The sequence below is a fragment of the Exiguobacterium sp. s131 genome (assembly GCF_018617345.1).
GTDB lineage: Bacteria > Bacillota > Bacilli > Exiguobacteriales > Exiguobacteriaceae > Exiguobacterium > Exiguobacterium profundum.
In genome coordinates this window covers 1911573-1932798 of sequence record NZ_JACSJX010000001.1, presented here as the reverse complement: position 1 = coordinate 1932798, position 21226 = coordinate 1911573, and the positions used below count along the sequence as shown (strand labels likewise).

Annotated in this window: 24 protein-coding genes; 13 read left to right on the top strand and 11 right to left on the bottom strand. The window is 48.6% G+C overall.

Annotation, left to right across the window (positions count from 1 at the left end; genetic code table 11):
- Nucleotides 1-10: 10 nt before the first annotated feature.
- Both rsfS and KNO69_RS10000 read left to right on the top strand, forming a co-directional pair.
- On the top strand, nucleotides 11-358 hold the full coding sequence (rsfS, locus tag KNO69_RS10005; RefSeq protein ID WP_015881000.1) for a ribosome silencing factor: 348 nt from the start codon (nucleotides 11-13) through the stop codon (nucleotides 356-358).
- Nucleotides 358-1083, top strand: a complete 726-nt coding sequence (locus KNO69_RS10000; RefSeq protein ID WP_078146462.1) for a class I SAM-dependent DNA methyltransferase — start codon at nucleotides 358-360, stop codon at nucleotides 1081-1083. The genes rsfS and KNO69_RS10000 overlap by 1 nt, the downstream gene beginning before the upstream one ends.
- A gap of 42 nt (nucleotides 1084-1125) precedes the next feature.
- On the opposite strand, the gene KNO69_RS09995 is transcribed toward KNO69_RS10000, so the two are convergent.
- Nucleotides 1126-1674, bottom strand: coding sequence for a GrpB family protein (locus KNO69_RS09995; RefSeq protein WP_214817615.1), 549 nt, complete (start codon nucleotides 1672-1674; stop codon nucleotides 1126-1128).
- 103 nt (nucleotides 1675-1777) lie between these two features.
- Nucleotides 1778-2191: a VOC family protein gene (locus KNO69_RS09990; protein WP_078146464.1), complete on the bottom strand. Its 414-nt coding sequence runs from the start codon at nucleotides 2189-2191 to the stop codon at nucleotides 1778-1780.
- A gap of 152 nt (nucleotides 2192-2343) precedes the next feature.
- Between KNO69_RS09990 and KNO69_RS09985 the strand changes: the two genes are divergently transcribed.
- On the top strand, nucleotides 2344-2940 hold the full coding sequence (locus KNO69_RS09985) for a DUF2238 domain-containing protein (protein ID WP_214817613.1): 597 nt from the start codon (nucleotides 2344-2346) through the stop codon (nucleotides 2938-2940).
- A gap of 83 nt (nucleotides 2941-3023) precedes the next feature.
- Nucleotides 3024-4493 carry a catalase gene (locus KNO69_RS09980; RefSeq protein WP_214817610.1) on the top strand — a complete coding sequence of 490 codons (1470 nt, stop codon included), beginning with the start codon at nucleotides 3024-3026 and terminating at the stop codon, nucleotides 4491-4493.
- Between the two features lie 370 nt (nucleotides 4494-4863).
- Here KNO69_RS09980 and KNO69_RS09975 read toward each other — a convergent pair whose 3' ends face one another.
- Entirely contained in the window at nucleotides 4864-5757 is an 894-nt protein-coding gene (locus KNO69_RS09975) for a DNA/RNA non-specific endonuclease (RefSeq protein WP_214817608.1), read from the bottom strand.
- Nucleotides 5758-5927: 170 nt separating this feature from the next.
- Between KNO69_RS09975 and nfsA the strand changes: the two genes are divergently transcribed.
- Complete coding sequence (nfsA, locus tag KNO69_RS09970) at nucleotides 5928-6677, top strand: oxygen-insensitive NADPH nitroreductase (RefSeq protein ID WP_078146470.1); 750 nt, start codon at nucleotides 5928-5930, stop codon at nucleotides 6675-6677.
- 41 nt (nucleotides 6678-6718) lie between these two features.
- On the opposite strand, the gene KNO69_RS15450 is transcribed toward nfsA, so the two are convergent.
- From KNO69_RS15450 to KNO69_RS09955, 3 genes are all read right to left on the bottom strand, one after another.
- Nucleotides 6719-7840, bottom strand: coding sequence for a TlpA family protein disulfide reductase (locus KNO69_RS15450; RefSeq protein WP_214817605.1), 1122 nt, complete (start codon nucleotides 7838-7840; stop codon nucleotides 6719-6721).
- A gap of 66 nt (nucleotides 7841-7906) precedes the next feature.
- Entirely contained in the window at nucleotides 7907-9307 is a 1401-nt protein-coding gene (locus KNO69_RS09960; protein ID WP_214817602.1) for an MBL fold metallo-hydrolase, read from the bottom strand.
- 28 nt (nucleotides 9308-9335) lie between these two features.
- Nucleotides 9336-9632, bottom strand: a complete 297-nt coding sequence (locus KNO69_RS09955; protein WP_015881009.1) for a rhodanese-like domain-containing protein — start codon at nucleotides 9630-9632, stop codon at nucleotides 9336-9338.
- A 115-nt stretch (nucleotides 9633-9747) separates the two neighbouring features.
- Here KNO69_RS09955 and KNO69_RS09950 point away from each other — a divergent pair, with 115 nt between their 5' ends.
- Nucleotides 9748-10122 carry a rhodanese-like domain-containing protein gene (locus tag KNO69_RS09950; RefSeq protein ID WP_240499791.1) on the top strand — a complete coding sequence of 125 codons (375 nt, stop codon included), beginning with the start codon at nucleotides 9748-9750 and terminating at the stop codon, nucleotides 10120-10122.
- 33 nt (nucleotides 10123-10155) lie between these two features.
- On the top strand, nucleotides 10156-10935 hold the full coding sequence (locus KNO69_RS09945; RefSeq protein ID WP_074037622.1) for a sulfite exporter TauE/SafE family protein: 780 nt from the start codon (nucleotides 10156-10158) through the stop codon (nucleotides 10933-10935).
- 41 nt (nucleotides 10936-10976) lie between these two features.
- Here KNO69_RS09945 and KNO69_RS09940 read toward each other — a convergent pair whose 3' ends face one another.
- From KNO69_RS09940 to KNO69_RS09925, 4 genes are all read right to left on the bottom strand, one after another.
- A complete protein-coding gene (locus tag KNO69_RS09940; RefSeq protein ID WP_074037621.1) occupies nucleotides 10977-11177 on the bottom strand; it encodes a hypothetical protein in 201 nt (66 codons plus the stop codon).
- A gap of 100 nt (nucleotides 11178-11277) precedes the next feature.
- Nucleotides 11278-11826, bottom strand: a complete 549-nt coding sequence (locus KNO69_RS09935) for a cysteine hydrolase family protein (protein WP_015881013.1) — start codon at nucleotides 11824-11826, stop codon at nucleotides 11278-11280.
- 65 nt (nucleotides 11827-11891) lie between these two features.
- Entirely contained in the window at nucleotides 11892-12629 is a 738-nt protein-coding gene (locus KNO69_RS09930; protein ID WP_047795575.1) for an ABC transporter permease, read from the bottom strand.
- Complete coding sequence (locus tag KNO69_RS09925; RefSeq protein WP_214684852.1) at nucleotides 12607-13539, bottom strand: ABC transporter ATP-binding protein; 933 nt, start codon at nucleotides 13537-13539, stop codon at nucleotides 12607-12609. The genes KNO69_RS09930 and KNO69_RS09925 overlap by 23 nt, the downstream gene beginning before the upstream one ends.
- 337 nt (nucleotides 13540-13876) lie before the next feature.
- Between KNO69_RS09925 and KNO69_RS09920 the strand changes: the two genes are divergently transcribed.
- The 4 genes from KNO69_RS09920 to KNO69_RS09910 all read left to right on the top strand — a co-directional run bounded on the left by KNO69_RS09920 (nucleotide 13877) and on the right by KNO69_RS09910 (nucleotide 18400).
- Complete coding sequence (locus KNO69_RS09920) at nucleotides 13877-16732, top strand: 2-oxoglutarate dehydrogenase E1 component (protein WP_214817599.1); 2856 nt, start codon at nucleotides 13877-13879, stop codon at nucleotides 16730-16732.
- 18 nt (nucleotides 16733-16750) lie between these two features.
- On the top strand, nucleotides 16751-18025 hold the full coding sequence (odhB, locus tag KNO69_RS09915; protein ID WP_015881017.1) for a 2-oxoglutarate dehydrogenase complex dihydrolipoyllysine-residue succinyltransferase: 1275 nt from the start codon (nucleotides 16751-16753) through the stop codon (nucleotides 18023-18025).
- A gap of 74 nt (nucleotides 18026-18099) precedes the next feature.
- Nucleotides 18100-18216, top strand: coding sequence for a DUF6241 domain-containing protein (locus tag KNO69_RS15335; protein WP_251124898.1), 117 nt, complete (start codon nucleotides 18100-18102; stop codon nucleotides 18214-18216).
- The gene (locus tag KNO69_RS09910; RefSeq protein ID WP_214817597.1) at nucleotides 18176-18400 is read left to right on the top strand and encodes a hypothetical protein; all 225 of its coding nucleotides are present in this window, start codon (nucleotides 18176-18178) and stop codon (nucleotides 18398-18400) included. Before KNO69_RS15335 ends, KNO69_RS09910 begins: the two co-directional genes overlap by 41 nt.
- 29 nt (nucleotides 18401-18429) lie before the next feature.
- Here the strand turns inward: KNO69_RS09910 and KNO69_RS09905 are convergent, their stop codons facing one another.
- A complete protein-coding gene (locus KNO69_RS09905; RefSeq protein WP_214684848.1) occupies nucleotides 18430-20022 on the bottom strand; it encodes a diguanylate cyclase domain-containing protein in 1593 nt (530 codons plus the stop codon).
- A gap of 122 nt (nucleotides 20023-20144) precedes the next feature.
- Here KNO69_RS09905 and KNO69_RS09900 point away from each other — a divergent pair, with 122 nt between their 5' ends.
- The gene (locus KNO69_RS09900; RefSeq protein WP_214817595.1) at nucleotides 20145-20801 is read left to right on the top strand and encodes a DsbA family protein; all 657 of its coding nucleotides are present in this window, start codon (nucleotides 20145-20147) and stop codon (nucleotides 20799-20801) included.
- 1 nt (nucleotide 20802) lies between these two features.
- Nucleotides 20803-21216 (top strand): disulfide oxidoreductase, encoded by a 414-nt coding sequence (locus KNO69_RS09895; protein WP_214684844.1) that lies wholly within the window; start codon nucleotides 20803-20805, stop codon nucleotides 21214-21216.
- Nucleotides 21217-21226 lie beyond the last annotated feature (10 nt).

The window sequence follows — 21226 nt, the reverse complement described above, 5'->3', positions numbered from 1 at the left end:
GAGGGTCAATATGACTGCAAGAGAAGAATTAGAATTGATTGTTAAAGCGGCTGACGATAAACGTGCCGAGGAAATCGTCGTACTCGACATGGAAGGGATTTCGCCAATCGCGGATTACTTCGTTATCTGTCACGGGAACTCGGAGAAGCAAGTCGAAGCGATCGCACGTGAAATCAAAGACGTTGCTGGCGAAAACGGCTTACCACTCCACAAGTTCGAAGGAATGGACACGGCACGTTGGGTCCTCGCTGACCTCGAGAACGTCGTCGTCCACATCTTCCATCGTGATGACCGTGATTACTACAACCTAGAGAAATTGTGGGCTGACGCGCCACACGTCGAAGTGGAAGTCGGCTAATGGCTTACGAAGGATTCGCCTATGTATACGACGAGTTGATGAAAGACGCGCCGTATGATGAGTGGGTCGCTTTCGTGCGTCGTCACGTCCAAGATGGCGCGACACTCGCGGATGTCGGGTGCGGGACCGGGTCGGCGACGATTCGCCTCGCTGAACATTACGATGTCATGGGGATCGACTTATCCGAGTCAATGCTCGAAGTCGCACAAGAAAAGGCGCTCGAGGTCGAAATCGAGTTGCCGCTTTGGGAACAAGATATGCGTGAGTTGGAGTTACCGGAACCGGTCGATGCGGTGACGATTCTCTGCGACTCCCTTTGCTATTTGCGAGACGAGGCGGACGTGATTGATACGTTTGAATCTGTCTACAATCAACTCAAACCAGGCGGCTTGTTCATCTTTGATGTCCATGCTCCGAACAAGATGCAGACGCTCTTCAACCAAAAGACGTATGCGTCAAACGGAGAAGATTGCTCATATATTTGGTTTGCCGACCCGGGAGAAGCCCCGCTGTCGGTCGTTCATGACTTAACATTCTTCGTCGCGCTTGAAGATGGGACGTATGAACGGATCGAGGAGACGCATGAACAACGGACATATGAACCAGGGCAGTATATGCAATGGTTGATTGGTGCCGGATTCCACGTCAAATCGGTCACATCAGATTTCACCGAACGTGCACCAGGAGCGGATGCGGAGCGCATCTTCTTCGTAGCCCAAAAATAAGGAAGACCTCATCGTAGATTAGCGATGGGGTCTTCCTCTATATCAGGAGTTTAATGCCCGATTTATAAATTCAGCTTTAGCTTCAGTATATTTTTCTCTGTCCTCACGAAATTCAGTTGCTAATTGCTTTTTTAGAAGCCCGTACTCCTTCGCGAGTAAAGGAGATTCCCGTAACTTGTCTCGAAATTCAATTTGTTCTTCCCACCGTTTTTCTGTGCCTTTCATGAGATGCAAATGAGCAACTCGTTTATCATTTTTCACTTTCACAAAAAATCTGCGCCAGGGCTTTCCATCCAATTCTGGTGGTATATAGTGCCAACCGTATGCGGTTAAAGTATCAACAATCGCATTCATCATGTCAAACGATTCGATACGAATCATCACATCTATAATTGGTTTTGCAGGTAGACCGGGAACCGCTGTACTACCTATATGTTCTGCTCCTTTAATATCAAACTTTGAAAGTAAGTCGGACAACTCTCTTGTTTCACGTAGACCTTGAGCTTTCCATTGCACATTGGCATCTTCTATTTCGATTGCTTCATATGCCCAAATAGGAATATTTAATTGTTCAGGATTCTCTTCTTTCATTAGTTTAGTTCATCTCCTTGAAAGTATTCTCTGTGGGGAAGCTAATCTTGAAAAGAATAAAAGACCTCATCATAAGAGAATGTGAATAAGATCTTTTGGATGATCATGCTTCGTGGCTGAACTGCCACTGGACGCCGAACTGGTCTTCGAGCATGCCGTACGCCTTGCTCCAAAACGTCTCTTGAAGCGGCATCAAGACACGTCCGTTCACAGAGAGCGCCTCGAACTCACGATGGATGGCCTCGAGGTCGTCTGTGACGACAGCGAGCGTGACATTGTCCCCGAATGTGACCGGTCCGTCAGGCATCGCATCAGAAAACATGAGCGATGAGCCGTGAATCGATAGTCGGGTATGCAGCACGAGATTAGCCATTTCACTCGGCACCGGTTGACCGTCTGGACCAGGTTGGTCACCGAACGTCATGATGTCTGGAGCGGCGTGGTTGAACACATCGGCATAAAAGATTACGGCGTCTCGACAATTTCCATTAAAGTTGAGATACGGATTGATCGGCATAGCAAGTTCCTCCTCGAATTCATAATATTAATTATAGAACGTATGTTCGTGAATGGCAAGAGAGTCCAACTAAATTCAATTGTGTGGTTGAACACGATTGAGAGTTGGGAATAGAGCATATAGAGAACAAACTAGAAAGAAGGCGAAGCATCATGAAGCTCACGAAAGGACGTATCCTCGAATTTGGATTCGTCTTGTTCATGGCGATCATACTTATCACATCAATCATTGAAGAATCATGGTTCGATGCGAGTGTAGCGGGGGCCGGAATCATTTCTGGGCTCATCCCGTTCTTCATTGAAAAGACGTTTAAAACTGAACTCGATGGCAAGATGAAGGTGGCGTATATCCTATTCTTGTTTGCCTCCCAGTATTTAGGATCGATTGTCGGACTATACGGGAATGGTTGGTGGGACACGTTCCTTCATCTCTTAAGCGGAATCTTTCTCGCATTCCTTGGATTCGACTTCTTCAGTAGGCTCGATGATGACATTCGGACCGAAATCCCGAAACGATTTTTGTTCGTATACATTGTCGTCTTTTCCGTGGCTGGGGCGGCGTTTTGGGAGATGTATGAATTCACATCTGACGTCGTCCTGAACACGACGATGCAAGGGAACGGGAATGACGATACGATGGTCGACATCATCGCGGGGTCCCTAGGCGGTATCTTGGCAGCATTTTTCGTCGTGACGCTCCATCAACGTGAAAAATCCAAACAAAAGAGACGTATGAAAAAAAGTTCGTGAGTCACGAGCTTTTTATTTGTAATCATTCTAATTTTTTATTAATATCAAGATTGTAATGATTATAAATAATGGGAGGCAATCATATGGATCAACACCGTCAACTAACTACTAACCAAGGCGTACCAATCGGGGATAACGCCAACTCCATCACTGCGGGGCGTCGGGGCCCAACGCTTCTCGAAGACTACCAACTAATTGAGAAATTAGCGCATTTCGATCGTGAACGAGTACCAGAACGTGTTGTTCACGCGAGAGGCGCAGGGGCGCATGGTGTCTTCACTGTAAAAAATAGTATGAAACGCTATACGAAAGCCGCATTCTTGCAAGAAGAAGGGCAAGAGACGCCTGTATTTGCGCGCTTCTCGACCGTCATCCACGGATTAGGTTCACCTGAGACTCTTCGTGACCCACGCGGTTTCGCCGTCAAGTTTTACACGGAAGAAGGGAACTATGATTTCGTCGGAAACAACTTACCGGTCTTCTTCATCCGTGACGCGATTAAATTCCCGGACGTGATTCACTCGCTCAAGCCGGACCCACAAACGAACCTTCAAGACCCGGACCGCTTCTTCGACTTCATGTCGCTCACACCGGAATCAACGAACATGCTCGTGCATCTCTTCAGTGACGAAGGCATTCCGGCATCGTATCGCCACATGCGCGGGTCATCCGTCCATTCCTTCAAGTGGGTGAATGAATTCGGCAACACGGTGTACATAAAGATGCGCTGGGTACCGAAGCAAGGAATTCAAAACTTGTCGATGGAAGAAGCGGCGAAAATCCAAGCAGAAGACTTCAACCATGCGACACGTGATCTGTTCAACGCCATTGAAAATGGAGACTATCCGGAATGGGATCTATATGTACAGATTCTCGACCCAGCGGACATGGACAACTTTGACTTCGACCCGCTCGATGCGACGAAAGATTGGTTCGAAGATGTCATCCCGTATCAATTGGTCGGAACGATGACCCTCAACAAAAATGTCGACAACTTCTTCGCCGAGACTGAATCTGTCGGTTTCAACCCAGGCGTCCTCGTACCAGGGATCCAGCCGTCAGAAGACAAGATGCTCCAAGGACGACTCTTCTCGTATTCGGATACGCAGCGTTACCGCATCGGACCGAACTATCTCCAACTCCCAATCAACTGCCCATTCGCTCAAGTCGCGAACAACCAGCGTGACGGGGCGATGCCGTTCAAGCAACAGACGAGTCCGGTCAACTACGAGCCGAACCGTTACGAAGACGCGCCGAAGCCAAATGCGGACTATATCGAGACGCCGCAACCGATCACAGGCGTGACGGGTCGTCAGAAGATTGAGAAGACGAACGACTTCGGACAAGCCGGAGAGGTGTATCGTCGCTATTCTCAGGAAGAGAAGGATACGCTCGTTCGTAACCTCGTGGCGCATATCAAAAAAGTTCGTCACGAGAAGACCGTTCTCCTCTTGATCTGCAACTTCTATCGTGCGGACCGTGAACTCGGAGAGCGTCTCTCGAAAGAGTTGAACGTCGATCTCACACCATTCTTGAATCAAATGTCGAACTAAACACGTAACCGCGGTCTTACACCGCGGTTTTTTGTATGATGAAAGGAAACATCAAAGTGAACACAAAAAAGCCCATGGCGACAATCATCTGTAGAATGCAGTTACCATAAACACATTCAGCCAAATGACTAGCCATGAGCTACACTTATTTGTATTTAGCGTCTTTTAAAATAAATAATAGAGTCAATGAGAATCAAGACACCAGATAGAAGTCCCATTAGAACAATATAAACAAGTGTACGTTCTAGTAAAGGATTTGGCGCTTCTGTTATCCCGTTGCTATACGATATAACCTCTATCAAAAAAAGCGAGAACAAAGTAAAGAAAACACCTATAAATCCAACTTTATGCATATCATCTCTCCTAATAGTTATTCCCCGACCAGCCCGTCACCGTCTCGGTCGTCCATGTATTGATACAGCCAATGGTCACGCGTGATCGGCATCTCGAATCCGGCGTTCTTTGCTTCTTTGATTGTCACTTGTCCGTTTCCGTCAAGGTCGATATCGGATAATTCCCGTTCCTCGACTGGTTCCGTCGTCACTGCAGGAGGGGAATCATCCGTCAATCCGAGCGATTCGTTCACTTCCTCCGGATCCACGTTATCATACGTATCGGTGACCGTATTGCCCCGTACGGTATACGTGTATTGGTAGCGGGAAGGAATCTGAGTCGTCGTGTTCGGATAGGTGATGATAGCTTCGAAGTCTTTCGCCCCGCCAGCCTTCCGGATGACATCTTCCATGAATGCCTGGTCGCCGTAACGGTTGAGTGCGCTGTTTTGTGGCGTGATGTTATAGGCGTTTGAGACACCGCCAAGTGAATCGGCGATGATATGGCCTTCGTCGAGGTTCGGGTCTTCGACACCCGGAACTTTTGCCTCGTCTGCATAATAGCGTCCTGAAGAATTAACGTCTTCGGTTTCATCGTCTTGAAGCGTGATTTCGTCGGCAATCACACGAACCAGTTGACCATGTTCGTTCGTGAACGCCCAATACTCACGATCGCCAAAGCCGATATCGACGACGACATTCGCTTCACGTGTGCCGGACTGATCGCCGCCATCGACCTCGATCTTCGTATAGCCTTTAAAAAGATCGCCTTCAGATTCAGGAATCTCGGTGATTTGTTCCTCTTGTACAGGTTCCTCTTCAACTGTTTGCTCAGTTGACGTCGATGTCGGGACGCTCACATCGGCATCCGTACAACCGGAGAGGAGCAGCACCCCAAGCAGAAATGGAATGTAAAATGGTATTCTTTTCATCTATCTCGCTCCTTATTCGAAGTTACACTATCGTATTTACTATGTAGCTTATAATGATAGCATAAGAAGACGAGATGTGAGCGTCCTCCCTCAAAATGTGCTCGATGGATTCCTCTCATTTGTGGATTCAGAGAGCTTATGCCAAGATTGAAAAAAAGGGGGAAGAACGTATGAACGAAGTGATTGAGACTTTATTGAACCACCGTTCCGTCCGCGATTTTACGGACGAGAAATTGACAGACAAACAGATCCAAACCATCGTCGAGAGCGCACAACGGGCATCGACGTCTAGCTTTATCCAAGCCTACTCCATCATTGGGGTGACCGATGAAGCGAAGAAGAAACGACTTGCCGAGATTGCGGGCAACCAGTCCTATGTCGTCGAGAACGGTCACTTCTTCGTTTTTTGTGCGGATTTGCACCGCCATGAAGTGATTGGTGAACTGCAAGAAACAGAAGTGTCCTCAACACTTGAGACTGATGAAAAGTTGCTTGTCGCGGTGATCGACGCTGCACTTGCCTCTCAAAATGCGGCAGTGGCGGCAGAGTCGATGGGGCTCGGAATTTGTTATATCGGTGGCATTCGGAACGACCTCTTTGCGGTGAAAGAAGTGCTCGTATTGCCGGAACGGGTCATTCCGCTCTTCGGGATGGCCGTCGGTGTACCGGCCTCAGTCGAGGATCAAAAACCACGCTTACCGTTCCAACATGTCTACCATGAAAATATGTATGAAGCGAATCCAGAACGGATGAAGCAGTCCCTTTCCGATTACGATGCGTTGATCCACGATTACTATATGGTCCGTGGCTCGAACCCGCGTAAAGATACGTGGACTGGTCAAATGGGGCGTATGTTGTCGAAATCGACACGGCTTGACGTCAAAGACTTTTTGAAAGCACAAGGCTATTTGAAGCAATAAGATAAACCGCCGACAACTCTTTGTCGGCGGTTTTGTCATGTTCAATTCAATTGGGCGTCGAGCCAATTCTTGTCGATGGCACCAAATTGCTTCGCGATGATCACACCCGATTCATCGAGCACATACGTCGTCGGCATCGCTTGAATCCGATACGCATCTCCGACTTGGCCGTCACGGTCATAGACGACGGTAAATGCGTCTTCATACGGTTCGACGAACGAGACGGCATCGGCGGGGTCGCGTTCACTCGTCGTCGTGTTGACGGCGACGATGGTCACGTCATCTCGCTCTTTCGCGAACGCCGCCATATCCGGCATCTCCGCCCGACAAGGCGGGCACCAGGACGCCCAAAAGTTGACGACGACGCGCTGACCACGTAGTGAAGTTAAGTCGAATGTACTCCCATCAGTTCGCTGTAATTCGAACGAAGGGGGAATTTGCCCGATGTTCAAACCGGTTGACGCCGTCTCTGTCGTGACAGATTGTGTCGCTTTCTCTGGCAGGACAGCATTCACGATCGCGAGCAAGACGAGAGCACCGATACTCAATTGTATGACTCTTCTTGAAGGACGAGCGACATAGAGCGAAAGCCCGAGCAGGATGAAGGAGATGCCCATCATCCACCATTGAACTTGTCCAACCGCATACGACTGAAACAGCCAAGTACTAGATGCGCCAAGGACGGTCCAAAGGAGGTGTCCTCGAGTCGGTGCATGCATCCAACGCCATGTCATCCCGAATAGTATGAGGATAAGGACAGCACTCCAAAGATGAATCGGCTGGTCGGGTAGAGAGAATATCGTCCCGTATACCGGAACCGCGAGCGTCATCCCGAGCCAGATGAGGAGCCCGCTCAGCATCCAATATCCTAAAAGGTCTCGATCGAGTCGATAGACGAGCCAAAGGATAACAACGGCCGCGATCCATTGAGACCATACCCCTCCTGTAGCATAGAGAGCAAGAGAAATATCACGAGTCGTCAACAGACCGATGAGGATGGCGCTTCCTTTCCAGGCAAGAAAACCATAGAACCATGTCCCGATGACGGCTTCACGCTGTTTACTCGACAACCCGAGAAAGCGGAAGATGCCGTAAAGGACGGCAAGGCTTAGTACAAAGATGAGTAAATCGAAACGAATGTTGAGTGGACCGATGGCGACCACGTCTTTCCCTCCTAAACAAAAGGCGCCCCTCTCGAAGCGGGCGCCATATTCATAGTCAGTATAGCATTACTTGATTTGTTGAGCGTTCAAGACAGTCTTCATCGCGCCATAGCCACCGAGGATATTGTGGATATCTTTGTAGCCGAGCGATTGAAGGACACTTGCCGCCATGCGTGAGCGGACGCCTGACGCACAATGCACCGCAATCGTTTGGTCTGTCGGAAGACCTTCGTGGTCACTTGCGAGCTTACCGAGCAAGATGCGCTCTGCCTTTTCGTAATGGCTCGCGTTCCATTCTGTCGCGTTTCGAACGTCGAGGACGAACACGTCACCTTTTTCAGCAGCTTCGATTGCTTCTTCTGCCGTCACGTCCGTATACGTTTCCGTCAAAAGTGATGCGTCGAGCTCTTCGACTGGGACGATGAAGCGAAGGCGATCGAGACCGATTGATTGAAGGTCGGTCTGCACTTGATCGACGTCATCCGCACTTGCGATAAGTGTGATGTCTTTGTCGAAGTTGACGAGCCAGCCAGCCCACGAGACGAACTTGTTGTTGTACGGGATGTTGATTGTCCCTGGTACGTGTCCGTTCGCAAAGCCTTCTCCTTTACGCGTGTCGACGACTTGCGTCTCTTCGACGAGTGTATCGAGACGGTCCGACCCGATGACTTCAGGACGAGCGATGTCCGTCGTCACTTGAATGCCTTCTTTGTTTACTTTCTTCATCATCGCGAAGTAGTTCGGCGGTTCTGGTTGATCCGTCGTCAATTCTTTGATGAAGGCATCTTTGTCCGTCATTTGAAGCGCCCAGTTCGTCGCTTTCTCGTAACCGACCGTCGATGTTGGGATCGCGCCGAGCGCTTTCCCACATGCACTACCTGCGCCGTGTCCTGGCCAGACTTGAACGAAGTCAGGAAGTGCCATGAATTTTTTGAGTGAATCAAACATTTGTTCCGCACCGATTGCCGTTGTTCCTTTCACACCTGCTGCTTCTTCGAGAAGGTCAGGGCGACCGATGTCTCCGACGAAGACGAAGTCTCCTGTGAAGATCCCCATCGGTTGTGTCTGGTTGCGGTCATAAAGAAGGAACGAAATATGTTCCGGTGTGTGACCAGGTGTGTGCATGACTTCGAGTGTCACGTTTCCGATCTTGAACGTGTCGCCTTCTTTGACGAGTTGTGCGTCGATTTCTTTCGCGAATGCATACTTCCAAGAAGCATCACCTTCGTCTGATAGGTAGGCTTTCGAACCTGTGCGCTTCGCGAGTTCGAGTGATCCCGATACAAAGTCCGCATGGATATGCGTCTCTGCCGTTGCGACGATGTTCATACCTTCTTTTTTCGCTTCTTGAAGATAAGGTTCGATGTTACGGGCCGGGTCGATGACGATGGCTTCTCCCGTCATTTGGCAACCGACCATATATGAAGCTTGTGCTAATTTTTCATCATAAAAATAACGTAATAGCATATCAATTTCCCCCTATGGATGTAATCGTTTATTCGACTTCGCCTTGCCAGCTCATCATCCCACCGTCGACGTTCGTGACATCGAATCCGAGTGAATCGAGATAGGCAGATGCGTTCATGCTGCGTCCGCCGGCTGCGCAAATGACGTGAATCGGTTTAGAGCGATCGAGCTCATCGACTTTTGCCCCGAATTCAGAAAGTGGTACGTTCTTCGCTTGTTTGATGTGACCTCCAGCATATTCGTCTACCTCTCGCACATCGATGAGGTTGAGTGAGTCGTCTGCTTGAAGTAACGCTTCTAATTCAGTAGTCGTAATCGTCTTCATGAGTCTGTGATCTCCTTTTCATGGTTAAGGTTTTTGGCAACGAGAATGTTTCGTTGGCTTTAATATACCCCCTAAGGTATAATGAGCGCAAGTGAAAAGAATTGGAGGGTAAAACATGAAGAGAATTTCCTTATTTGTCGGAGTTTTGGCTTTAATGGCGATTTTTATCTTTGTAATCACATCAGAAAAGGATGAAATTACGAGAATTGACGTTAAAACTCTACAAAACAAATTGGAAAACGAAGAAATAACACTCCTTGACGTACGAGAATCGTCTGAATACGAGGGGGGGCATATCGAAGGGGCGGTGAACGCATCACTTTCTTCATTAGATGCAAATCAACTGCCTTATCCGAAAGACGAACCAATCTATGTGATCTGTCGGAGCGGTAACCGAAGTGCCCAGGCTGCTAGTCAATTACAGGATGCCGGCTATACGGAAATCTATGACGTATCAGGCGGGATGATGGCCTGGGAATCGATTGAATAAGTAGAGAAGACGAGAGCAAATGGAGGAGTCTATATGGAGTTCGGGTTTATCATTACAATCTTTCTAATTGGATTTATCGGGTCGTTCATTTCTGGGATGGTCGGGATTGGTGGATCGATCATCAAGTATCCGATGTTGCTATACATTCCACCGATTCTAGGGTTCGCGGCTTTCAGCGCGCATGAAGTATCCGGAATCAGTGCGATTCAAGTGTTCTTTGCGACAATCGGCGGGATTTATGCTTATCGTAAAGGTGGATACTTAAACAAGCAGTTGATTCTTTACATGGGGGTGTCGGTATTAATTGGTAGCTTCATCGGTGGATACGGATCGACGATTCTTTCGGAAGTGATGATCAATGTCGTCTATGCCGTACTCGCAACGATTGCCACAATCATGATGTTCTTGCCGAAGCCACAAGTGGACGATATGCCACTCGACCAAGTCCGGTTCAACAAAGTGATCGCAGCAAGCTCTGCCTTCATTGTAGGAATCGCCGCAGGAATCGTCGGGGCAGCGGGGGCGTTCATTCTCATGCCGATCATGCTTGTCGTCTTACGCATCCCGACGAAGATGGCGATTGCGAGTTCTCTCGCCATCACCTTCATCTCGTCGATTGGCTCGACGTTCGGTAAGATCATCACCGATCAAATTGTCTGGGGTCCGGCCATCATTATGATTATCGCGAGCCTGATTGCCGCTCCAATCGGGGCGAATGTCGGGAAGAATATGAATACAAAAGCACTCCAATGGATTTTAGCGCTACTCATCTTGGCGAGTACCATCAAAATCTGGAGTGACTTGATTGCATAAAAAAATCACGATGCCTATATGCTGGCATCGTGATTTTTGTGTTATTTCGTAATGAAATAGTAGAGGAGTCCGAGTCCGATGAACGAGACAGGGAGCAAGATGATGTAGAGCCAAGATACCATCGACCAGCTCTTCTTTTGACTGTACGTGGAGCGGTCTTTCCCGAGCCCGACCATAATAGTGAAAATCATTGCAATCAAACAGACGAGCAAGGCTAATCCGATTGTTAGGTACAAAAACATCACACCCTTTACTGACCGTTATAACTTAAGAATAGCTTAGAAGAAGAGCTTCAAAACGTTCTAAATGTTAGGATTTTGTGACCGCGATGATTACTATAAATCACTTTTGAATGTGACTCATATATTCAGACACAGGAGATATTTCAATTCCCAGTGCTTCATCGATAATCGTCAAGGCACTTTCGTGACGTTTTGATGTTTCTGCCGCCACACAATCACGAGGTACATATATATCATAGTCACGCATATATGCATCATTGGCAGAAAAGAGGATACAAATATCCGTCGCGACTCCGGTTAAAATCAATTTCGTCACGTTTAACTGACGAAGTAAAATATCTAACTGAGTTCCAAAGAAAGTGGAGTGCCTTGGTTTTATAATAAAATACTCTTCATCTTCCGGTTCGATTTGCGAGGCAATATGTTCACCCTTAGAAGCCTTTACATACTCAATGATGTCTTCCGTGCTATCTTTCCATTGTCCGAAGTTATCATTACAATAAATGACGGGCAAGTCCAACTCTTTAAAGTGCTTTTTAAGCTCGAGAATCGGTTCAACAATCGCTTCCGTATGTTTACGTAGCATGTCGCCACCTTCAAAATCAAAATCATTGAACAAATCAATAATGAGTAATGCCGTCTTAGACATAGAAATACCTCCTTACTATAAAACTCCTATAGCAAAGAGGTACCACTTTTTCATTTGAAGTATGCTTATTCAGCGAACGTTTTACTGCGGAACATAAATGCCGTGATGAGATAGAAGGCGATGATATGAAGGGCGACATAGAAAATCGAGAAGCCCATCGTAGCGTCCATCGCTTTCATAAACTCTGGGTTGACGTCATAGATTGAAAGGTCTGTATGCAAGAAGACAATCCATTTCGCAAGCTCAGGTTTCCAAGCGACGAGAAGACCGCCGATGATACTTGAGGCGAAGTTTGCGAGTACCGTGAAACCGATGACGACGCCGACTGACTTGAAGACGACCGAGAACATGAGCGTCAAGAAGATGATGAAGATCGGTCCGCTCACACTGATGAGGATCGGACGGACGACATCCCATGTGACAGAGCCGTCTAACGTGAGTGAGAACCCGAACGCGACGACCAAGATAAAGACGAATTGGAGCAACATGACGAGGACGGCCATGACGAGCTTCGACAATAAGATGCGGTCGCGAGAGTACGGGCTCATCAACAAGTGTTTCAACGTATCAAATTTCAATTCGTTCCCGACCATCTCGGCCGTAAAGACAATCGTAAAAATACTCAAGAAAGCGATGGCACCCATCGTTGAAAATTCAAAGAACGATGCCGCTTCCGGTGTCCCTTCACCACTGGCCAATACAGCGTATACGATGAGGATGATTGCCGTATACACGCCTAGGGCGACGTATGGTTTAATCGTACGACGCCATTTCATCCATTCATTGCTGAGTAATGAACGCATTGTTCGTACCTCCTTCTTTTTTCGTCAATTTCAAGAATTGTTCTTCGAGCGACTCGTGTTTCATACCAATTTGATAGACGGCGATATCGCGCTCGATTAATTGTTTCAGTAAGACCGGAATGTCCGTCTCTTGACGCGGTACGATAAACGACTCGGCAGACTGCTGGACGATTTTCACATCATCGAAGGCGAGTGCTGCGACGTCAAGCGCCTCGTTCATCTGCTCCTTGGCAACTTTACAGAGGATGACGCTGTCAGCCTTCGTCTGTCCGTCTTCCACTGACTTGATTTGTCCTTGGTCAATGATTGCGAAACGGTCGGTGATCAATTCCATCTCGCTCAATAAATGGCTCGAGATAAGGATGGCGATTCCGCGGTGGTCCGCAAGATGGCGTAAGTAATTCCGAAGGTCGGCGATCCCGGCTGGGTCAAGACCGTTCGTCGGCTCATCTAAGATGAGCACTTTTGGGTTATGCAACAAGGCACGGGCAATCCCGAGGCGCTGTTTCATCCCGAGTGAGTACTGTTTGACTTTCATATCGAGCTTTCCGTCGAGTCCGACGAGGGCACCGAGTGCATTCAAGTCGACTTTTTTCAAGTTCGGAATCAAGTTCATCGCATGAATCAAGTTTTCCCGTCCCGTCATGTACGGATAGAATGCAGGATTCTCGACGATGGCCCCGATTCGGCTGAGCGCTTCTTGGCGGTTGTTCGCCACGTCATACCCATCGACCGTCACGGTCCCGTGCGTCGCAGGCATGAGGCCCGTGATGATTCGAATGGTTGTCGTCTTCCCGGCGCCGTTCGGTCCGAGGAATCCGAAAATTTCTCCTGGAATGACGTCAAAACTGACATTTGTCAATACCGTTGCTTTTCCCATCTTTTTATGGACATTTTGTACGGATAACATGTGGTCACCTAGCTTTCTGTTAAGAGTAATGGTGTAATGCCTACACTCCCTATTACGGGGCTGTTTGAAATAAGGTTTCATCTTTTTTTGAAATTGTTGAAACAAATATATCAAGACACAATTTATCGATAAGCAAAACTTATTGAAATAGTATGGACGAATTGTGAATTTGTAAGGGTCTTTCTGCGACGAAAGGTGTAGTATGAAGTTGAGCGTTAGAGGCAAGATTTGGTTTTGTTCACCAGGGCAGGAGAAGGGTGAACTGCTTCGGGCTACATGTTAAAATGAAAGCGTTCACAGATTGGACGTTTAGGAATGGATAAGGGGGATTTATTCAATGGGAGAGTCGTCGAATGTTCACGAGAAATCGCAAGCATTTTATGGTCCTAACTTAGGCTACATCATTGAACTGTACGAACAATATTTGGAAGACCCATCATCGGTCGATGAAGAAACGCGCCGATATTTTGACGAATTTGGGGCACCGGAAACGTCGACACCGACAGAAGTTCCAGTCTCGGGTCCATCGTTTGATTTAGAGAAGGTCGTCTCGGCGACACGGCTCATCAACGACATCCGTGCTTTCGGTCATAAAGCAGCTGATATTTACCCACTAAAAGATCACCCGCGCGAGCAGGAGTTATTCGAACTGTCACGCTATGATTTGACAGAAGAAGACTTAAAACAAATTCCGGCCCGCCTTTTATCAGATGATGCACCAAAACCAAACGCGAGCGCCTTAGAACTATTCCGTCACTTGCTTGACGTGTATACAGGAACGGTCGCCATCGAACTCCGTCACTTAGATGATATGGAAGAGAAGAAGTGGATTCGCCGTCAAGTCGAGCAAGGGGCGTTACAGCAAACCTTCTCGAAAGAAGAAAAAATTGAGTTATTCAAACGTTTGGCTGAAACCGAACTGTTTGAATCATTCCTTCATAAAACGTACGTCGGACAAAAACGCTTCTCGATCGAAGGATTGGATGCGATGGTGCCACTTCTCGATGCGATGGTCGGAGGCCTCATTTCGAGCGGTTCGGAACATATCAACATCGGGATGGCCCACCGTGGACGTTTGAACGTACTTGCCCATGTTCTCGGCAAACCATACGAAATGATTTTTGCGGAGTTCCAGCACGCACCGAACAAAGAATTGATCCCATCTGAAGGGTCAATCGGCATCAACTTCGGTTGGTCAGGCGATGTGAAATATCACCTCGGTCTTGACCGGAAAGTGGTCGAACAGCAAAAAGAAGTCCGTCTCAACTTGGCGAACAACCCGAGTCACCTCGAGTTCGTCGGGTCGGTCGTCGAAGGATACACGCGTGCCGCACAAGATGACCGTTCTGAAAAAGGATCGGCTGTACAGCACGACGATTTGGCAGCCTCAATCTTGATCCACGGAGATGCGGCCTTCCCAGGACAAGGCATCGTCGCGGAGACACTCAACATGACAAACTTGACGGGTTACCGTACAGGTGGGACGGTTCACGTCATCGCCAACAACACAATCGGTTTCACAACGGACCCGAACGATTCACGGTCGACGCGTTACGCAAGTGATATCGCCAAAGGCTACGAGATTCCGGTCTTCCATGTGAATGCGGATGATCCGGAGGCATGTGTTGCCGTCGCGAAGTTGATTAGTGAATATCGTGCGAAATTCCATAAAGATATCTTGGTCGATTTGATTGGATACCGTCGATACGGACACAACGAAATGGACGAACCGATGAACACGAACCCGGTCCTTTACAAAGCCATCAAAGGACACCAGTCTGTCCGTCACGTCTATGCCGCACAACTTGAGGCAGAAGGCGTCATGACGAAAGATGAGAAAGCACAAATCGAGCAAAAGATTGAAGAAGCGCTGAAAGCAGCGCGCGACCTCGTTCCTTCTGAAGAAGAGGATGCAGATATCGTCTTGCCGGATGCGGTCCATAAAGGATTCCCGAAAGTCGATACGAGCGTGAAACGCGATCTCCTGACTCAATTGAACGACGAATTGCTTGATTGGCCGGAAGGCTTTGGTGTCTTCCATAAGCTTCAAAAAGTACTCGACCGTCGTCGTGATGCGTTCAGCGAAGGTGGAAAAATTGACTGGGGTCATGCGGAGACGCTCGCCTTCGCGTCAATTCTTTCAGATGGTACGCCGGTCCGCTTGAGCGGTCAAGATTCAGAGCGCGGAACGTTCGCCCAACGGAACATCATGTTGAACGATGTCGAGTCAGGTAAGAAATTCTCGCCACTCCATGAGTTGTCGACGGCGAAAGCATCGTTCTCGGTCTATAACAGCCCGCTCTCAGAAGGTTCGGTGCTTGGATTTGAATATGGCTACAACGTATTCGCACAAGATACACTCGTCTTGTGGGAAGCACAATACGGTGACTTCGCGAACTCGGCACAAGTCATGTTCGACCAGTTCATCTCGGCGGGACGCGCGAAATGGGGCCAAAAGTCAGGCCTTGTCATGCTCTTGCCGCACGGTTACGAAGGACAAGGGCCGGAGCACTCAAGTGCACGTATGGAACGTTACTTGACACTTGCCGGGGAGAAAAACTGGACAGTCGCAAACCTTTCGTCTGCGGCACAGTACTTCCATATTCTTCGTCGTCAAGCAGAGATGCTCGGGAAAGAAGAGATTCGTCCGATGATCATCATGACACCGAAGAGTTTGCTTCGTCATCCGCTCGCCACGTCACCAGTCGAGGCGTTCACGGAAGAGAGCTTTAAACCAATCGTCGAACAACCAGGTCTCGGGGAAAACACAGAGAAAGTCGAACGTCTTGTTTTCTGTACAGGGAAAATGGCAATCGACCTCGCGGAAGCGGTCGGCAAGTCAGAAGAGTCACTCGACTTCTTGCATATCGTCCGGGTCGAAGAAATCTATCCGTTCCCGGTTCGTGAGATTCGTGACGTCATCAGCCGTTATCCGAACGCGCGTGAAATCGTCTGGGTTCAGGAAGAACCGAAAAACATGGGGGCTTGGACATATATCGAGCCTCGTTTAGAAGCGGTCACAACGAACCGACTCGATGTCCGTTATATCGGTCGTCGCCGTCGTTCGAGTCCGGCTGAAGGGAATCCGACAGCTCATAAACAAGAACAAGCACGCATCATCCGTGAAGCACTCTCTCGTGACGTCGTCTCGAGCGGTGCAGGCACGAGCACATATCAAAAAGATCGTAAATAAGTTAAGGGGGAACTCATTGTGATCGAAATCAAAGTACCGGAGTTAGCAGAGTCCATTACGGAAGGAACGGTCGCGACATGGCTCAAACAGCCAGGCGACCAAGTCGAAAAAGGGGAAGCCATCGTCGAGCTCGAGACAGATAAAGTCAATATCGAAGTCCCGGCTGACGAAGCGGGTGTGTTAGAAGAGCAACTTGCCGGAGAAGGGGACACGGTTCAAGTCGGTGAAGTCATCGCACGTCTCGGTTCAGGTTCAGGTGGTGGTACGGCTGTCGCGACGAAGACGAAGACGGAAAACGCGACTGAAACGAAGACAGAAGCACCGACTGAGAAAAAGACGGAGTCTGTCGAGGAAGGCAAGAAAGTTGAGAAACGTGAAGAACACGTGGCGAGCCCGGGTAAAGGACCAATCGCGACACCGGCTGCACGTAAACTCGCTCGTGAGAAAGGCATCGATCTCTCAGCCGTTCAAACGAATGATCCAATCGGGCGCATCAACGTCCATGATGTATCGAGACATGAAGAGAAACCGGCTGTGAAAGAGCAGAAACCAGCGGCAGCAGCTCCGGCACCACAACCAGCTGCAAGTGGAAAAGAAGAAGAGCGCATCAAAATGACACGTCGCCGTCAGACGATCGCGAACCGTCTCGTCGAAGTGCAACAGACAGCAGCGATGCTCACGACGTTCAATGAAATCGACATGTCTGCGGTCATGGCACTTCGTAAACGTCGCCAAGAGAAGTTCGTGAAAGACAACGATGTCAAACTCGGCTTCATGTCATTCTTCACGAAAGCAGCAGTGGCGGCTCTCAAGCGGATGCCTTACTTGAACGCTGAAATCCAAGGCAACGAAATCGTCTTGAAGAAATATTATGACATCGGAATCGCCGTTTCGGCTCCAGATGGTCTCGTCGTTCCGGTCGTCCGTGAAGCGGACCGCAAAAACTTCGGGGAGATCGAGAAAGACATCCTTCACCTCGCAGACAAAGCGCGTAACAACAAGCTCGGGTTGAGTGATTTGACAGGTGGTACGTTCACGATCACAAACGGTGGCGTGTTCGGTTCACTCCTCTCAACACCAATCTTGAACGGACCGCAAGTCGCTATCCTTGGGATGCACTCGATTCAACTCCGTCCAGTCGCCATCGATGCGGATACAATGGAGAACCGTCCGATGATGTACGTGGCACTCTCGTATGACCACCGAATCGTAGATGGTCGTGAGGCTGTGACATTCCTCAAGCACATTAAAGACATGATTGAAGATCCAGAACAATTATTGTTCGAAGCGTAAAACGAGAAGGTACTCGCTCCTATGTAGGGGCGAGTATTTTTTTTGTAGGGAATCTTATCGACGCGATGCATCTGATGACCCATCAAAAAATCTTGGCGACAGAAAAAGCGGGTGCCATCTCGATGACACATGACAATCTGAAAGAGGTTCGTGACTATTTGGAGTTGTTGCGCGACAAGAATAAACGATGACTATCTTCAACTCGGCGGAATCATTGAACGATGGGGACAAGCCATCTTCGATGAAATCGATAAAGAACAGGACGTATTGTTAGAGGAAATGTATGCTGTCATTGGATTCTTGAACGGACTGGCGACACGTGCAGAAGAAAGACGTGGATACGGAAACGGAAGAATAAGCAAAAGGAGTTCATGATGAACTCCTTTTTGCATGGGGAAACGATGTCATGAGAGCGACTCATGGAAAGAAAGTTGATGTTTCCCGTTCGCTTTTGACCGATATAACGCGTCGTCCGCTTGTTCGATGGCAATGTGTGGTGGTTCCGGTGGACTCCAAATGGACACCCCGATACTAGCCCCGACTTTCACCGATGCGATGTCTAGCGTAATCGGTTTAGAAATTGTATCGATGAGTGTGTTTCCAACCTCCCGAATTTGTTGGGTCGAACGCTCAGTCCTTGGGAACATGAGGAAGAACTCGTCTCCGCTCAATCGAACGGGATAGGCCTCCTCGATGGGCAGAGCCCGTAACCGTTGTGCGACCTCGACCAATACCTCGTCCCCGACCCCATGACCATATGTATCATTCACCGCCTTGAAGCCATCGAGGTCGAGATAGAAGAAGACGTAAGGTTCTTTCGAGGTGTGTAGTTGATTCAGCTGCTCACGTAGGGCGACCCGATTTGAAAGACCGGTCAGTGCGTCACGATTCGCTAGTTTTTCAAAGTGTACCCGTTCCGACTCTGACTCCGTAAGGGAGGTGACGAGCGATTCGAGCGCGAACGCGAGCGACTCAATCTCTTTGATTCCTGATTGATGGGGAAACGTGTTCGCTTTCCCTTGTTCCATGAGCGAAGCCGTTTCGGTGATTCGCTTCAACGGTCTCGTCACGATCGAAGCGAGTAGCCAACCGAGTACAGCCGTCACAAGTGAGGCCAATAAACCAATCCATAGAATTCTCGTTTCAAGCGTCTCGACCGGTGCAAACGCGACTGCCGTCGGCTGACGGACGACGACCTGCCAACCAAGTCCAGGATATTCATCATATCCTTCTCCGATTGACATGCCTGTCAGATAGTCTTGACCGTCATCCCACTCTTTCACGGAGGCGCCTTCTGTAAAGGATACAGGGAGTGGTTTTCCGACCATGTCGTCTGGACCGAGGAGCACGACACTGTCTCGTTCACTGATGACGAATAAATCCGTATCATCGACTTGTTCATGAAGCGTTCGATTGAAATGTTCGAGTACTTCTTTCCCCCAGGCCCAGCTTAAATGAGTGGCAAGTACCCCTTGAAACGAGCCGTCCTGGAAAAGCGGGACACTGATATCGACGAATTGAAGGGGTTCCCCCGTCGGATTGGGCAATAATTCAGCTAAGAGGACCGCCTCGTGGACATCTCCGATAAAGGGAGCATCTTGTGCTTTGAGATAAACCGGTCGTTCGGCAATCGAGGCTCCCTCGAGAATCCCGTTCGTCGAAGCGACGACGGTCCCGGCCGCATCCGTGACGCCCATCCATGAGAAGGCGGGGATGTTCGTCTGGACTTGATCGAGGAGTCGACGTGTTTCATCTCGGTCCTCTAAATCGAGACCCTGTAAGAGTTGGACTTCTTGATAGCGTGACCACATATAAAAATCGAGCTTGTCCGCCAACTGATGCGATGTCGTCGACAGGCGTTCCCCGATTTCTTGTTCGAGTGAATCAGATGCCCTATGACTGATGAGAGAAGTGAGGGCGATTGTCAGTAAAAAGACGAGCGTGGCAATGCTGAGCGCCAAAATGAGTCCGAGGCGCATCGTAAAAGACTTGATCATGCGTAAATAAACCTCCTAAAGCTTGAATTGAAGAGAATTATGAAAAACGAGTCGATATCATGATAGGAAGAAGAGTTTCCGCTATAATGAAAGACGAGTCAAAATAGATAGAGGTGAAGAGAATGAAAAAGAATCAATTGTTGGTCATCTTGACCATCGTTGCGGTCGCGTTAATCGCATTGGTGTTCGTCTTACTCAACCAAGATGAGTCGACGACAGCCGAGCGTGGCGATCACGTCTCGATTGAAGGACAACCGACACTCGGAAACCCGGATGCGAAAGTATCCGTCGTCGAGTTCGGAGATTACAAGTGTCCTTCGTGTAAACAGTGGGGTGAAACGATTTACCCGCAACTGAAAGCGGATTATCTCGACAAGGAAGACGTCAGCTTCAGCTATATTAACGTCTTGTTCCATGGACAAGAATCAATTTTGGCATCCCTCGCTTCCGAGTCGGTATACGAGCAAGATCCTGAGTCGTTCTGGAAGTTCCATAAGGCGCTCTACGATGCGCAACCGGAATCACAACAACACGACAATGCGTGGGTGACCGTCGAGAAGCTGAAAGAAATCGCAAGCAAGACGACATCGGTCGACTTGGCGAAGTTTGAGCAAGACCTTGGGGAAGAATCGACCGTGCTTGAAAAAGTCAGTACGGATGATGGTCTTGTAAAAGAGAACGGTGTCCAATTCACGCCGTCTATCATGATCAACGGTGTGATGCTCGAAGACCCGTTCGATTACGAAAAAATCCAAGAGCTGATCGAGCAGGATTTGTAAGATGAAATCATTTCTCGAAAAGTATGGGTTATACCTCGCTTGGCTCGTCTCGTTGACGGCGACGCTCGGCAGTCTCTACTTCAGTGAGATCCGGGAGTTCGTGCCATGTGAGCTATGTTGGATTCAACGTATCTTTATGTATCCGCTGACCATCCTCTTGGGGATTGCCGTCTTCACGGAAGATCGGGCGGTTCGGAAATATGTGTTACCGCTTACTATCATAGGCGGTTTCGTATCACTTTACCATTACTTGGTACAGAAAGTGCCAGGTTTTGCAGAAATTCAACCTTGTGCACAAGGAGTTCCGTGTAGCGGTCAATACATTAACTGGCTCGGGTTCATCACAATCCCGTTCCTCGCATTGACAGCTTTCACGCTCATCACGATCCTCATGTGGAACGTCAAAAAGCGATAAGGAGTTGGCA